Source organism: uncultured Sphingomonas sp. (genome assembly GCF_913777625.1).
GTDB lineage: Bacteria > Pseudomonadota > Alphaproteobacteria > Sphingomonadales > Sphingomonadaceae > Sphingomonas.
The window spans coordinates 1-14,172 of sequence record NZ_CAJYTI010000003.1 but is presented as its reverse complement, the minus strand read 5'-3'; the positions used below and the strand labels follow the sequence as shown (position 1 = coordinate 14,172).

The following is a 14,172-nucleotide window of genomic DNA, read 5'->3' as shown; positions in this document are numbered from 1 at the left end:
CACTCTACCAGCTTTGCCGCCGGGACCAAGGGTGGTGAGGAACGAATGGTTAACGATCGCGCGCGTACACAAGGGCATGCTCTACGATCACGCCGTTTTCGATACGTCTCTGGCCAGCGAGATCGAGAAGGATCCGGCGCTGGTCGGGCAGTTGCAGCACGCCTTTCTCGACAGCCTGCACCGCGCCGCTGGCCTTGGCACCTCGCCTGCCGACGCCGAGCGCTGGGCGGGCGCGGCGTTGCGGCTCCAGTGTCTGGCCGGCAGCGTCGGCATGCCGGGGATCGATGCGGCGGTGCGGGAGACGCTGCAGGGCGGCGCCGCCTGCTGGCGTGCCGATCTCGCCGACTGATCAGTCCGCTTCGGCGGACTCCGGCTCGAACCGGTCGGTATCCCAGTTGCGGACGAAGGCGGAGCCGGTCGGCATGTCGATCAGGTGCAGCCAGCTGTCGTCGATGTTGAGCACCGCGCCGAGCGACACGCACTCGACCTGCCGCGCGCCGATCGCCTCGTCTTGGAGCCCACGATAATCGCCGCGGATGCGCCACCCGCTGTCCGGCTTGTCGCCGATGGCAGGCGGCAGCGGCAATTCGCGATACAGATAATGCACGGCGGTGCGGTCCTGCAGTACGCAGGCGTCGACGAGGCAGCGCGCCTCATAGTGGCGCCGCGCCGGCGCGGAGGGCGGGCGCACCGCATGGTCCTCGCCCCAGCGCAGGTCGATCACGTCCTCTCGCCGGAAGGCGATGGTGCTCCCCGGCCGCAACTGCGGGATGTCGAGCGGGACGTTGTCGAGCTCGCCCCATAGACGATCGCCTTCGATGCGGCGGACGATCGCCCACATGCGCTCGGCGGCATATTCGCGCGACGGCGGCGTCGACTGGAAGATGAGCTTCACCAGATCGCCCGGCCGCAGCGCCAGCACCTCGTTCTCGCTCGGCAGGAAGAAGGTATAGGGCGCGCCTTCGGCAATCGGCCGGGGATCGGCGATCGTGTAGCTGCCGAGCCAGCGCCGGCGCCACCGATGGAACATGTCGCGGATCGGTCTCATCGCTTGCGACTCAACTCGCGCATCGCCGCATCGATCCCTGCAATCGTGAGCGGATACATCCGGTCGCGCATCAGCTCGCCGATCATCGTCACCGAGTGCGAATAGCGCCATTGCGCCTCGGGCAGCACGTTCAGCCATATGGTGGCGGGATAGGTGTCGGTCATCCGCTGCAGCCAGGTGGCGCCGGACTCCTCGTTCATGTGCTCGACAGAGCCGCCGACATGGGTGATCTCATATGGGCTCATAGCGGCATCGCCGACGAAGATCACCTTATAGTCGTGGCCGTATTTGTGGAGGATATCGGCCGTGCGGGTGCTCTCGGTGAACCGCCTGCGATTGTCCTTCCACACGCCTTCGTAGAGGCAGTTGTGGAAATAGAAGAATTCGAGGTTCTTGAACTCGCTGGTCGCCGCCGAGAACAGCTCTTCGCAGAGCTTGACGAACGGGTCCATCGACCCACCGACGTCGAGGAAGAGCAGCAGCTTCACCGCGTTGTGCCGTTCGGGGCGCATCTTCACGTCGAGCCAGCCCTGGCGGGCGGTACCGGCGATCGTGCCGTCGATGTCCAGTTCTTCCGCCGCACCCTCGCGAGCGAAGCGGCGCAGGCGGCGCAGCGCCACCTTGATGTTGCGGGTGCCGAGCTCGCGGCTGGAATCGAGGTTGCGATAGTCGCGCGCCTCCCAAACCTTCACCGCGCGTTGGTGCTTGCTTTCGCCGCCGATCCGTACGCCTTCAGGGTTGTAGCCGCCATTGCCGAAGGGCGAGGTGCCGCCGGTGCCGATCCACTTGTTCCCACCCTGGTGGCGCTCGTGCTGCTCGGCGAGCCGCTGCTGGAGCGTCTCCATCAGCTTTTCCCACGAGCCGAGCGCCTCGATCTGCGCCTTTTCCTCGTCGGTCAGGTACTTGTCGGCAACGGCGCGGAGCCATTCCTCGGGGATGTCGGCCGGCGCGACACCATAGCTGGTGGCAATGCCGCGAAAGACCTTGGCGAAGACCTGGTCGAACCGGTCGAGCAGCCCTTCGTCCTTCACATAGGTGGCGCGGGCGAGGAAGTAGAAGGCCTCGGGCGTGGGCTCGATCACCTGCGCGTCGAGCGCCTCCAGCAGCAGCAGATGTTCCTTGAGGCTGGCAGGGATGCCCGCGGCGCGCAGTTCGTCGAGAAAGGCGAGGAACATGAGCCTAGACTACACCTCTGGGGGAAGCGGCGTCCATTACGTTGACCGCCGGAGGAAGGCAGCCTGGCGCGTCACTTCTGCCGCCGCGCCATGAAGGCGAGCCGCTCGAACAGCATCACGTCCTGCTCGTTCTTGAGCAGTGCGCCGTGGAGCGGGGGGATCGCCTTGGTGGGATCGCGCGACTGGAGCACCTCCAGCGGCATTTCCTCATGGAGCAGCAGCTTGAGCCAGTCGAGCAACTCGCTGGTCGACGGCTTCTTCTTGAGACCGGGCACCTCGCGGATCTCGTAGAACAGCTCCATCGCGCGGCTGACCAGCAGCTTCTGGATGCCGGGGAAGTGGACGTCGACGATCGCCTGCATCGTGTCGCGGTCGGGGAACTTAATATAGTGGAAGAAACAGCGGCGCAGGAACGCGTCGGGCAGCTCCTTCTCGTTGTTCGAGGTGATGACCACGATCGGCCGCTCCACCGCGCGGACCGTCTCGCCGGTCTCATAGACATGGAATTCCATGCGATCGAGTTCCTGGAGCAGGTCGTTCGGGAACTCGATATCAGCCTTGTCGATCTCGTCGATCAGCAGCACGGGCAAGGTGGGGCTGGTGAAGGCCTCCCAGAGCTTGCCCTTGCGGATATAGTTGCCGATGTCGTGCACGCGCGGGTCACCGAGCTGCCCGTCGCGCAGACGCGCCACTGCGTCATATTCGTAGAGACCCTGCTGCGCCTTGGTCGTCGACTTGACGTTCCACTCGATCAGCGGCGCGCCCACCGCCTTGGCGATTTCGGTCGCCAGCACGGTCTTGCCGGTACCAGGCTCGCCCTTGACCAGCAGCGGGCGGCGCAGCGTGACCGCGGCATTGACCGCGACCTTCAGGTCGGCGGTGGCGACATAGCTTTGGGTGCCTTCGAAGCGCATGGCCGCAAGGTGGGCCGAACAGTGGCGGGATGCAACCCATCCCGAGGGGCAGGTCAGCCCCGGCTGCGGGCGCTCGCGCGGGCCTCCAGTAGGTCCCACAGCCCGCGATGCTGGGCGAAGACCTGTTGCGCGCCGAACAGCATCGCGCGTTCGTGCGCCGCTTCGCGGGCAAGCGCATCGACCACGCTCACCGTCTCCTCGGGGATCGGCAGGCGTGCCGGGGCGGGGGTGAGCCCGAAGCTGGCCGCGGCGCGGTCCAGCACCGACCGGATCGACACCCAGTCGATCGCGAGCGCGATCGCCGCGCCGGTCGCACATCCGGCACGATCCGACTGGGCGAGCATGTCGAGCGCGTGGCGCTGGGCCGCCGCGGCTGCTTCGCTCTCGGCATGGCCAGGCGTGCTGGGCAGGGGGCCGGCGGCCGCCACCAGCCGCACCAGATAGGCGCGCTCGGCGACAAAGGCTTCGGCCGCTGCCTCGATCCAGTCGCATTCCACCGGGCGGCGGGCGTGCGCGGTCGCATAGTCGATCAGGCCCGGATGGCGTCCGTGCAGCCGCGCGACATGATGGATGGCGTCCGCTAGGTCGCGGCGGGGCAGGGCGCCGGCACGCAGCGCCCGCAGGTGCGGATGGAGTGCGCTGCCATCGGTACCGGCCAGTGCGCCCATCGATCCCCATGCCCCCGACAGATGTTCGAGTTGTGCGGTTTCGAAGAGCATGTCCTTCTTCCTCTGGGCAGCGCCGTCGGCAGCGAGCGGGCAGGAAGGGCTTGGCATAGGGGAATATACCAAGGCGCGTAGAAAGATGGTTACGTGCGCATTAATCTTGAAAAGCCCGAATTTACGCGTCTGGAACGATTGTCCCAAAAGAAAACGGCCCCAGCCGAAGCCGGAGCCGTTCCATGTCTTGCGATACGCTGGAGCGTTTACTGGTCGAGGAAGCTGCGCATCTTTCGGCTGCGGCTCGGGTGCTTCAGCTTGCGGAGCGCCTTGGCCTCGATTTGGCGGATACGCTCGCGCGTCACCGAGAATTGCTGGCCGACTTCTTCCAGCGTGTGATCGGTGTTCATGCCGATGCCGAAGCGCATGCGCAGCACGCGCTCCTCGCGCGGGGTGAGGCTCGCCAGGACGCGGGTGACCGTTTCCTTGAGGTTCGCCTGGATCGCCGCGTCGACCGGAATGATCGCGTTCTTGTCCTCGATGAAGTCGCCCAGATGGCTGTCTTCCTCGTCGCCGATCGGCGTTTCGAGGCTGATCGGCTCCTTGGCGATCTTCATCACCTTGCGCACCTTCTCGAGCGGCATGCTCAGGCGCTCGGCCATTTCCTCGGGCGTGGGCTCGCGGCCCTGCTCGTGGAGGAACTGGCGGCTGGTGCGCACCAGCTTGTTGATCGTCTCGATCATGTGCACCGGAATACGGATGGTGCGCGCCTGATCGGCGATCGAACGAGTGATCGCCTGGCGGATCCACCAGGTCGCATAGGTGCTGAACTTGTAGCCGCGGCGATATTCGAACTTATCCACCGCCTTCATCAGGCCGATATTGCCCTCCTGGATGAGATCCAGGAACTGCAGGCCGCGATTGGTGTACTTCTTGGCAATCGAGATCACGAGGCGGAGATTGGCCTCGACCATCTCCTTCTTCGCGATGCGCGCCTCGCGCTCGCCCTTCTGCACCATGTTGACGATGCGGCGGAACTCGGTGAGCGTCATGCCCGTCTGCTGGGCGATCTCGCTCATCTCGGTGCGGATGCGATCGACCGAGGCGCCTTCGTTCTCGACGAAGGCCTTCCACTTCTTGTCGACGCCGACCACGGTCGGCAGCCAGTTCTCGTCCAGCTCGTGGTCGACATAGCGATCGAGGAAGTCCTTGCGACTGACCTTGTGGCGCTCGGCGAGACGCAGCATCTGGCCGCCCAGTGCCGTCAGGCGCCGGTTGAAGCTGTAGAGCTGGTCGACGAGGTACTCGATCTTCGCCTGGTGGAACTGGACGCTCTCCACCTCGGCGGTCAGTTCCTCGCGGAGCTTGTTGTACTTCTTCTCTTCCGCCGCCGGGAAGTCCTCGCCGGCCGACATGGTGTCGAGCCGCTGCTGCTGGACCTTGCCGAACTTCTTGTAGATCGCGGTGATGTTCGCGAACTTCTCGAGCGCCTGCGGTTTGAGCTGCTCTTCCATCTGGGCGAGCGAGAGGGTGTTGTCCTCCTCCTCGTCGTCCGAGGGGCGGCGCGCGCGGCGCTCGGTCAGCTCGTCGTCTTCGTCCGCCGCGGCTTCCTCGGGCTCTTCCTCTTCCTTGAAGGTGGGGCCGGTGCTCGATTCGCTGATCTCGCCATTGTCGTCCTCGGCACCCTCGACCTGCTCGGCCGACGGACCCTTGGAGAGCATGGCGTCGAGATCGAGGATCTCGCGCAGCTGCATCGTGCCTTCGTTGAGCGCGGTCGACCAGCCGATGATCGCGTTGAACGTGATCGGCGACTCGCAGAGCCCCAAGATCATCGTGTCGCGGCCGGCCTCGATGCGCTTGGCGATCGCGATTTCGCCCTCGCGGCTGAGCAGCTCGACGGCGCCCATCTCGCGCAGGTACATGCGCACCGGATCGTCGGTGCGATCGACGGTTTCCTTCTTCTTCGCGATCTCGAAGGCAGGCGCGGAATCGTCGCTGCTGTCCGCGGTCTCGGCGTCGTCGGCCGAGTCGTCCTCGGTCTCGGCGTCCTCGCCCGCGTCCTCGTTCTCGACGACGTTGATACCCATGTCGTTGAGCGCGGCCATCACGTCTTCGATCTGCTCCGAGGACATCTGGTCCTGCGGCAGCATCTCGTTCAGCTGATCGACGGTGATGTAGCCGCGCTTTTTCGCACGCGCGACCAGCTTCTTGATCGAACCTTCGTTCAGATCGATCAGCGGCGCGTCACTCGTGTCGCTCGTGTCGGTGACGTCTGCCATGTTCGCCTTCGCCATCAAATCCCTCGAAACTCAGATGGCGGCAATTTTACACCGCCTCTATTCCTCAAATTCGCCGTCTTCCGCAAGCATCAGATTGGCAAGCCGATCCAAAAGCTCCTGCCGTTGCCGCGAAAGCGCCACCTGGCGGGCGAACGCTTCCTCGGTGCCGTCGCGCATCAGGGCAGCGGTCGCCTCGGCGAGCGCCACATCGACGGCGGGCTGCGCCGCCATCACCGCAATTGCCTCGCCCAGATCCTCGCGCGCCTTCGTCACGTCGGCCGCGGGCCGCGTGAAGGAGAAGGGGAGCGTATCTGCGCGAAGCAACTCGCTTGCCACTGAATCGAAACCCGACCCCGCCAATATGGTGAGGAAATCCTCGCTATCAAGTTGACGCAGGCCCGGATTGGCGAGAGCGACCTCCACCACCGCCTCGAACAGCCGGCCGAGCGCGCCGGAGGCACTGCGCAGGCTGCCGAGAATCTCCATGTGCCGCGCGATCTCGACAGGGTGTCGAATCAGCCCCGCGAGCACCGCGCGTGCCAATATGGGATCGAGCCCGCTCGCCTGCACGCCGCGGATCAGATGCGACGGCGGCGGCTCGGGCGGCTGCCACATGCCGCGGGCGTTGCGCGTGCCGCGCTGCTGGCGGGCAGGGGCGGGACCGCGCTGATCCTTGCGGAACTCGCGCGGGCCGCGGCCGAACTGCTGGTCCGCACGCGCACGGAATTCGGCGATATATTCGTGCTTTACGTTCGGATCCTGAATCTGTTCAGCAAGTTCGCTGAGGCGGCGCTTGAGGCCCGCGCGCTGCTCGGGCGTGTCGAGCGGACCCGCCGCGACCTCGCTCGCCCACAGCCGATCGACCAGCGGCTCGGGCTTGGCCAGCAGGGCCTCGAACGCGGCCGGGCCCTGCGCACGGACCAGATCGTCCGGATCTAGGCCCTGGGGCAGGGTGACGAAAGCAAGGCTTCTGCCGGGGGCGAGCATCGGCAGCGCGCGGTGCGCGGCACGCAGCGCGGCCTTCTGCCCGGCCGAATCGCCGTCGAAGCAGAGCAGGGGCACTTCGGACAATCGCCACAGCCGTTCGAGCTGGTGTTCGGTGAGCGCGGTGCCGAGCGGGGCGACCACTTCGCCGAACCCGGCCTGGGCGAGCGCGATCACGTCCATATAACCCTCGACCGCGATCACCCGGTCGGCCTTGCGCGCGGCGGCCTGGGCGCGATCGAGATTGTAGAGCGTGCGACCCTTGTCGAAGAGCGGGGTCTCGGGGGAGTTGAGATATTTGGGCTCGCCGTCGCCGATGATCCGGCCGCCGAACGCGATCGTCCGCCCGCGCACGTCGCGGATCGGGATCATCAGCCGGCCGCGGAAGCGGTCGTACGGCTCCTTGCCCTCGACGGCGATCAGCATGCCGGATTCGACCAGCATCGGATCGCCATATGCCTTCAGCGCTTCCTTGAGCTTGCCGCGCGAATCGGGGGCGAAGCCGAGACCGAAGCTGCGCGCGATCTCGGGGGTGATGCCGCGACGTTGGAGCACGGCGCGCGCCTCGGCGCCCTCGATGCCGTTCAGCCGCTCGGTGAACCAGGTTGCTGCGTCGCCCATCAGCTCGTGCAGGCCACGCGCGCGCTCGGCCTTTTCGGCGGCGCGGCGGTCCTGCTCCGGCATGTCGAGCCCGGCGGCCTGGGCCAGTTCCTTCACCGCATCGATGAAGGGCAGGCCGCGCTGGTCGGTCATCCAGCGGATCGCATCGCCATGCGCGCCGCAGCCGAAGCAATGGTAGAAGCCCTTGTCGTCGTTGACGTAGAAGCTGGGGGTCTTCTCGTTGTGGAACGGGCAGCAGGCGCGGAACTCCTTGCCCGCGCGCTGCAGCTTCACCGACTTGGCGATGAGGGTGGACAGCGTGGTACGGGCGCGGAGCTCGTCTAGAAAGGCGGGGGTTAGGGACATTACCTGCTCACCCGGGGGGGCTTACTCAGCCCCTCCCCCGACCCCTCCCGCAAGCGGAAGGGGTGCGCAGGCTGCGTCGCTTCGGCTCCATCGCTCCCCTCCCGCTTGCGGGAGGGGTTGGGGGAGGGGACGGCGCCGTTGCGTACTTTGCGCCGGGGCTGCTCAAGCATCGCGGCGATCACCCGCTCGATCTCGGCGACGACGCCGTCCAAATTGCCGAGCACGTCGTTGTTCCAGAATCGCACCACGCGATACCCCTTCGCTTCCAGATATCGCGTCCGTAGCGCGTCCTCTGCGGCATTCACCGCATGCTGCCCGCCGTCGACCTCGACGACCAGCTTCAAACTCCGCGCCACGAGGTCACACACATAGGGCGGGACCTTCACCTGCCGGTTGAACCGTACGCCGGCAACCTTCCGTGCGCTCAATGCCTGCCACAGCGCCAGCTCGGCGTCCGTGGGTGCCTGGTTCCATTCCCTCCCCCGACCCAGTTTCAGGTAATCGATGCCCCGCATCGATTAGATCATGCCGGGGGCATGATCGACCTGAAACTCGCTCCGCGGGAGGGGAGCGCAGACTTTCATCTCAGCTCAGCGCTGCCTTCACCAGCGCGCTGGCCTTGCTCATGTCGAGTTGCGCCGCGTGGCGGCCCTTCAGTTCGGCCATCACCCGGCCCATGTCCTTCATGCCGCCCGCCCCAAGCTCGGCCTTGATCGCCTCGATCGCGGCGGTGGTTTCCGCCTCGCTCATCTGCTGCGGCAGGAAGCGTTCGATCACCACCACCTCGGCGGCTTCCGCATCGGCGAGTTCCTGCCGCCCGCCCTTCACGTACATCTCGATCGATTCGCGGCGCTGCTTGACCATCTTCTGCAGCACCTCGACCACCAGCACGTCGTCGTCCTCGGGCGCCTTGCCGGTGCGCGCTTCGATGTCGCGGTTCTTGATCGCGCTCTGGATCAGGCGGATCGTGGCGGTCGACGCCTTGTCTCCGCCCTTCATGGCAGTCACCAGCGCAGCCTTGATGTCGTCGCGAATCATCGTTTCTCTCGATCTTTGTACGGTAAGCCGGGAACCATAGCGGAGGCCCGGAAAACTTAACAGATTGACGCTGCGGCCATCGGGGTCTAGCGGGCGGCCCTTAGCAACATCGCAAACCCAAAGCAGGAGTGCCCGCCCCAAATGGCCGACGCCAAACCCTTGTCCATGCCCGTTGGAGCCACGGGCGTTCTGGTTCTGGCGAGCGGCGAGATATTGTGGGGTCGAGGATTCGGTGCCGAAGGCGATGCCGTCGGCGAGGTCTGCTTCCACACCGCGATGACCGGCTACCAGGAGATCATGACCGACCCGAGCTTCGCCGGTCAGATCATCAATTTCACCTTCCCGCACATTGGCAATGTCGGCGCCAACCCCGACGACATCGAGGCCGATGACCCTCATGCGCTGGGCATGATCGTCCGCCAGGACGTGACCGAGCCGTCGAACTTCCGCAGCACCGAGCATCTCGATGCCTGGATGGCGAAGCACAACCGCATCGGCCTGTCGGGTATCGACACCCGCGCGCTCACCCGCCGCATCCGGCTGGGCGGCGCGCCGAACGGCGTGATCGCGCACTCGAAGGAGGGCAAGTTCGACCTCGACGCGCTGCTCGAAAAGGCGCGCTGCTGGCCGGGGCTGGAGGGCATGGACCTCGCCGTCACCGTCTCGTGCGAGACGCATTTCGGCTGGGAAGGCGGCGTGTGGAAGCTCGGTGCCGGCTATGACACCAGCCGGCCGGAGACCAAGCGACCGCAGGTCGTCGCGATCGACTATGGCTCGAAGCGCAACATCTTCCGCAACCTGGTGCAGGCCGGCGCGGACGTGACCGTGCTGCCCGCCACCGCGACCTTCGAGCAGGTGATGGCGTTCAACCCGGACGGCTTCTTCCTCTCCAACGGCCCGGGCGATCCCGCCGCGACCGGCGAATATGCCGTGCCGGTGATCCGCCAGCTGCTCGAGACCGGCAAGCCGCTGTTCGGCATCTGCCTCGGCCACCAGCTGCTCGGCCTCGCGGTGGGTGCTGAGACCACCAAGATGTTCCAGGGCCATCGCGGCGCCAACCATCCGGTCAAGCGGCTGGAAGATGGTGCGGTCGAGATCACCAGCATGAACCACGGCTTCGCCGTCGAGCGCGAGAGCCTGCCGGCCAATGCCCGCGAGACGCATGTGTCGCTGTTCGACGGCTCCAACGCCGGCATCGAACTCACCGACCGCCCGGCGTTCAGCGTGCAATACCACCCCGAGGCCAGCCCGGGCCCGCAGGACAGCCTCTATCTGTTCGAGCGGTTCGTGGGGATGATGGCGTGAAGATCGCACTTGCGATCTTTATACCTCTCGCCGCTCTGGCACTCTTCGTGACGTTCTGGGACCTCCGGCCCGCCTATCGCCACACCGATCGGGATTGGGCGAAGGGCTGCAACACCAGCGTCAGTGATTTTCGATCGGCTCGCGCCGAAGCCATGTCGAACACTGCCCGGCCGAAAGTGGTCGTGGGGCGGTGCTCGTTGCAAAAGGCGAACGCAGGCGGGCTGAATTTAGACGTACTCGAACCGGGACAAGTGGTCACCAATGCCCAAGCGCACTGATATCTCCTCCATCCTCGTCATCGGCGCGGGGCCGATCGTCATCGGTCAGGCGTGCGAGTTCGATTATTCGGGCACGCAGGCGATCAAGGCCCTGAAGGAAGAGGGCTATCGCATCGTCCTGGTCAATTCGAACCCGGCGACGATCATGACTGATCCCGAGCTGGCCGACGCGACCTATGTCGAGCCGATCACGCCCGCGGTGGTCGCCAAGATCATCGAGAAGGAGCGCCCCGACGCGGTCCTGCCGACCATGGGCGGCCAGACCGCGCTGAACACCGCGCTGGCGCTGTTCCATGACGGCACGCTGGAGAAGTTCGGCGTCCAGATGATCGGCGCGGATGCCGAGGCGATCGACAAGGCCGAGGACCGTCAGAAGTTCAAGGTCGCGATGGAGAAGATCGGGCTGGAATCGGCCCGCTCGGCCATCGCGCATACCGAGGCGGAGGCGCTGGCGGGGCTGGAGAAGGTCGGCCTGCCCGCCATCATCCGCCCCAGCTTCACGCTGGGCGGCACCGGCGGCGGCGTCGCGTATAACCGCGAAGAGTTCATCGCTATCGTCCGCGCCGGGCTCGACGCATCGCCGACGACCGAGGTGCTGATCGAGGAATCGCTCCTCGGTTGGAAGGAATATGAGATGGAGGTCGTGCGCGATCGCAACGACAATTCCATCATCATCTGCTCGATCGAGAATATCGACCCGATGGGCGTCCATACCGGCGACTCGATCACCGTCGCGCCCGCGCTGACCCTGACCGACAAGGAATATCAGATCATGCGCAACGCCAGCCTGGCGGTGCTGCGTGAGATTGGCGTGGAGACGGGCGGCTCGAACGTGCAGTTCGCGGTCAACCCGAAGGACGGCCGCCTGATCGTCATCGAGATGAACCCGCGCGTGTCGCGCTCGTCGGCGCTCGCGTCGAAGGCGACCGGCTTCCCGATCGCCAAGGTCGCGGCGAAGCTGGCGGTGGGCTATACGCTGGATGAGATCGACAACGACATCACCGGCGCGACGCCGGCGTCGTTCGAGCCGACGATCGACTATGTCGTCACCAAGATCCCGCGCTTCGCCTTCGAGAAGTTCAAGGGCTCCGAACCCGTCCTGTCGACCGCGATGAAGTCGGTCGGCGAGGTCATGGCGATCGGCCGCAACATCCACGAGTCCATGCAGAAGGCGCTGCGCGGTCTGGAAACTGGCCTCAGCGGCTTCAACGATGTCGAGCATCTGGTCGGCGCGCCGCGTGCCGAGATCGAGGCGGCGCTGGCCAAAGCCACCCCGGACCGGCTGCTGATCGCGGCCCAGGCGCTGCGCGAAGGCTTCACCGTCGCCGAAGTCCATGCGATCGCGAAGTACGATCCCTGGTTCCTGGAGCGGATCGCCGAGATCGTCGCGGCCGAAGCCGAGGTGATGCAGAACGGCTTGCCGCAGGACGCGGCCGGTATGCGCCGCCTGAAGGCGATGGGTTTCTCCGACAAGCGGCTCGCCTATCTGGCGCTGCAATCGGCGAACCTGCGCGGCATGGATCGCGGCATCGCGCGTGGGTCTGGCCTGATCCACGAGGTCGTCAAGATGATGACCGGCGGCGTGACCGAGCAGGAGGTGCGCGAGCATCGCCAGAAGCTGGGCGTGCGTCCGGTCTTCAAGCGGATCGACACCTGTGCGGCCGAGTTCGACGCCAAGACGCCGTATATGTACTCGACCTACGAGGCCCCGACCTTCGGCGAGCCCGAGGACGAGGCCGTCCCCAGCGACCGCAAGAAGGTCGTCATTCTGGGCGGTGGTCCGAACCGGATCGGGCAGGGCATCGAGTTCGACTATTGCTGCTGCCACGCCTGCTTCGCGCTGGCGGATGCGGGCTATGAGACGATCATGGTCAACTGCAACCCGGAAACGGTCAGTACCGATTATGACACCTCGGACCGGCTCTATTTCGAGCCGCTGACCGCCGAGGACGTGCTGGCCATTCTCGACGTCGAGAAGTCGAAGGGCGAGCTGGTCGGCGTGATCGTGCAGTTCGGTGGTCAGACTCCGCTGAACCTCGCCCGCGCGCTGGAATCGGCCGGTATCCCGATCCTGGGCACGAGCCCCGATGCGATCGACCTGGCCGAGGACCGTGAGCAGTTCGCGGCGCTGGTCGACAAGCTGAAGCTGCACCAGCCCAAGAACGGCATCGCGCGCAGCCGCGAGGAAGCGCTGATCGTCGCCGAGCGCGTCGGCTATCCGGTGCTGATGCGCCCCAGCTTCGTGCTGGGCGGCCGCGCCATGGAGATCGTCGACGGGCCGCAGCAGCTGGAGGATTATATCCAGACGGCGGTGCAGGTGTCGGGCGACGCCCCGGTGCTGATCGACCAGTATCTGCGCGACGCGATCGAGGTGGACGTGGACGCGATCTGCGACGGCGACCAGGTCGTCGTGGCGGGCGTGCTCCAGCATATCGAGGAAGCGGGCGTCCATTCGGGCGACTCCGCCTGCTCGCTGCCGCCCTACAGCCTGTCGGCCGAGATCATCGCCGAGATCGAGCGTCAGGCGGAAGCGCTCGCGCGCGGCCTCAACGTGCGCGGCCTGATGAACATCCAGTTCGCGGTGAAGGACGGCACGGTCTATCTGATCGAGGTCAACCCGCGCGCCAGCCGGACCGTGCCCTTCGTCGCCAAAGCGATCGGCACCCCTATCGCCAAGATCGCCGCGCGCGTCATGGCTGGTGAGAAGCTGGCCGACCTGCCGCAGATCGACCGTCACATTGATTATTATGCGGTCAAGGAAGCGGTCTTCCCCTTCGCGCGCTTCCCCGGCGTCGACCCGGTGCTGTCGCCCGAAATGAAGTCCACGGGCGAGGTTATGGGCATCGACCCCGACTTCACCACCGCGTTTGCGAAGTCGCAGCTGGGGGCGGGCACCGTCCTGCCGACCGAAGGCGCGGTCTTCATCAGCGTGAAGGACGGCGACAAGGAACAGATCGTTCCCGCCGCCCGGATGCTGTCGGAAGCGGGCTTCGCGATCGTCGCCACGGGCGGCACCGCCGACTATCTCGACCGTGCAGGCGTCACGGTCGAGAAGATCAACAAGGTGGCGCAAGGGCGGCCGCATATCGTCGACCGGATCAAGGACGGCGGCATCACCCTGATCTTCAACACGACCGAGGGGTGGCAGAGCCTGAAGGACTCCAAGCCGATCCGCGAAGCCGCGCTGGGTCAGAAGATTCCCTACTTCACCACGGCGCCCGCCAGCGTCGAGGCGGCGAAGGCGATTGCGGCTGCTGGCAGCCGTGGTCTTGAAGTACGTCCCCTGCAATCCTACTATTCGCGTTCGCACAACTGATCCCGACATGAGAACATGATGTGCTGGCGGGCCGCTCGTCCCTTTGGGAAGGGCGGTCCGTACCGGGAATGCGTAAGAATTGGGGACTAGGAATATGGCGACCGTCGAAAAGATGCCGATGCTCCAGGAGGGCTATGACAAGCTCACCCAGGACCTGCGGCGTCTGAAAGAAGAGCGGCCGCTGATCGTCGACGCGATCGAGGAAGCGCG

Annotated in this window: 12 protein-coding genes and 1 pseudogene; 5 read left to right on the top strand and 8 right to left on the bottom strand. The window is 65.7% G+C overall.

All coding sequences use genetic code 11. From position 1 onward, the window contains the following. The first annotated feature begins 76 nt into the window (after window positions 1–76). Window positions 77–349, top strand: a complete 273-nt coding sequence (locus tag QZ814_RS01505) for an Hpt domain-containing protein (RefSeq protein ID WP_294329286.1) — start codon at window positions 77–79, stop codon at window positions 347–349. On the opposite strand, the gene QZ814_RS01500 is transcribed toward QZ814_RS01505, so the two are convergent. The 8 genes from QZ814_RS01500 to QZ814_RS01465 form a co-directional block, all read right to left on the bottom strand. Continuing rightward, entirely contained in the window at window positions 350–1,030 is a 681-nt protein-coding gene (locus QZ814_RS01500) for a DUF2185 domain-containing protein (protein ID WP_294329285.1), read from the bottom strand. Between the two features lie 14 nt (window positions 1,031–1,044). Beyond that, complete coding sequence (locus QZ814_RS01495; protein WP_294329284.1) at window positions 1,045–2,223, bottom strand: VWA domain-containing protein; 1,179 nt, start codon at window positions 2,221–2,223, stop codon at window positions 1,045–1,047. Window positions 2,224–2,294: 71 nt separating this feature from the next. Continuing rightward, on the bottom strand, window positions 2,295–3,137 hold the full coding sequence (locus QZ814_RS01490) for a MoxR family ATPase (RefSeq protein ID WP_294329282.1): 843 nt from the start codon (window positions 3,135–3,137) through the stop codon (window positions 2,295–2,297). A 53-nt stretch (window positions 3,138–3,190) separates the two neighbouring features. Then, window positions 3,191–3,856, bottom strand: coding sequence for a hypothetical protein (locus QZ814_RS01485; RefSeq protein WP_294329281.1), 666 nt, complete (start codon window positions 3,854–3,856; stop codon window positions 3,191–3,193). A gap of 206 nt (window positions 3,857–4,062) precedes the next feature. Then, complete coding sequence (gene rpoD / locus QZ814_RS01480) at window positions 4,063–6,090, bottom strand: RNA polymerase sigma factor RpoD (protein WP_294329280.1); 2,028 nt, start codon at window positions 6,088–6,090, stop codon at window positions 4,063–4,065. Between the two features lie 42 nt (window positions 6,091–6,132). Next, window positions 6,133–8,025 carry a DNA primase gene (dnaG, locus tag QZ814_RS01475; protein ID WP_294329278.1) on the bottom strand — a complete coding sequence of 631 codons (1,893 nt, stop codon included), beginning with the start codon at window positions 8,023–8,025 and terminating at the stop codon, window positions 6,133–6,135. Continuing rightward, a complete protein-coding gene (locus QZ814_RS01470; RefSeq protein WP_294329276.1) occupies window positions 8,025–8,540 on the bottom strand; it encodes an endonuclease domain-containing protein in 516 nt (171 codons plus the stop codon). The genes dnaG and QZ814_RS01470 overlap by 1 nt, the downstream gene beginning before the upstream one ends. Window positions 8,541–8,610: 70 nt before the next feature. Beyond that, a complete protein-coding gene (locus QZ814_RS01465) occupies window positions 8,611–9,063 on the bottom strand; it encodes a GatB/YqeY domain-containing protein (protein ID WP_294329275.1) in 453 nt (150 codons plus the stop codon). A 141-nt stretch (window positions 9,064–9,204) separates the two neighbouring features. Between QZ814_RS01465 and carA the strand changes: the two genes are divergently transcribed. The 4 genes and pseudogenes from carA to QZ814_RS01445 form a co-directional block, all read left to right on the top strand. Then, complete coding sequence (gene carA, locus QZ814_RS01460; protein ID WP_294329274.1) at window positions 9,205–10,368, top strand: glutamine-hydrolyzing carbamoyl-phosphate synthase small subunit; 1,164 nt, start codon at window positions 9,205–9,207, stop codon at window positions 10,366–10,368. Next, window positions 10,365–10,646: a hypothetical protein gene (locus QZ814_RS01455; RefSeq protein ID WP_294329273.1), complete on the top strand. Its 282-nt coding sequence runs from the start codon at window positions 10,365–10,367 to the stop codon at window positions 10,644–10,646. The genes carA and QZ814_RS01455 overlap by 4 nt, the downstream gene beginning before the upstream one ends. Beyond that, window positions 10,630–13,962 (top strand): carbamoyl-phosphate synthase large subunit, encoded by a 3,333-nt coding sequence (gene carB / locus QZ814_RS01450; protein ID WP_294329272.1) that lies wholly within the window; start codon window positions 10,630–10,632, stop codon window positions 13,960–13,962. Before QZ814_RS01455 ends, carB begins: the two co-directional genes overlap by 17 nt. Before the next feature lie 94 nt (window positions 13,963–14,056). Next, window positions 14,057–14,172 (top strand): annotated as a pseudogene (locus QZ814_RS01445) (transcription elongation factor GreA); the annotation flags it as partial.

Excerpts from the sequence above, each read along its gene's own strand:
- QZ814_RS01505 (WP_294329286.1), top strand. The coding sequence starts at position 77 with ATGCTCTACGATCACGCCGTTTTCGATACGTCTCTGGCCAGCGAGATC.
- QZ814_RS01500 (WP_294329285.1), bottom strand. The coding sequence starts at position 1,030 with ATGTTCCATCGGTGGCGCCGGCGCTGGCTCGGCAGCTACACGATCGCC.
- QZ814_RS01495 (WP_294329284.1), bottom strand. The coding sequence starts at position 2,223 with ATGTTCCTCGCCTTTCTCGACGAACTGCGCGCCGCGGGCATCCCTGCC.
- QZ814_RS01490 (WP_294329282.1), bottom strand. The coding sequence starts at position 3,137 with ATGCGCTTCGAAGGCACCCAAAGCTATGTCGCCACCGCCGACCTGAAG.
- QZ814_RS01485 (WP_294329281.1), bottom strand. The coding sequence starts at position 3,856 with ATGCTCTTCGAAACCGCACAACTCGAACATCTGTCGGGGGCATGGGGA.
- rpoD (WP_294329280.1), bottom strand. The coding sequence starts at position 6,090 with ATGGCGAAGGCGAACATGGCAGACGTCACCGACACGAGCGACACGAGT.
- dnaG (WP_294329278.1), bottom strand. The coding sequence starts at position 8,025 with ATGTCCCTAACCCCCGCCTTTCTAGACGAGCTCCGCGCCCGTACCACG.
- QZ814_RS01470 (WP_294329276.1), bottom strand. The coding sequence starts at position 8,540 with ATGCGGGGCATCGATTACCTGAAACTGGGTCGGGGGAGGGAATGGAAC.
- QZ814_RS01465 (WP_294329275.1), bottom strand. The coding sequence starts at position 9,063 with ATGATTCGCGACGACATCAAGGCTGCGCTGGTGACTGCCATGAAGGGC.
- carA (WP_294329274.1), top strand. The coding sequence starts at position 9,205 with ATGGCCGACGCCAAACCCTTGTCCATGCCCGTTGGAGCCACGGGCGTT.
- carB (WP_294329272.1), top strand. The coding sequence starts at position 10,630 with ATGCCCAAGCGCACTGATATCTCCTCCATCCTCGTCATCGGCGCGGGG.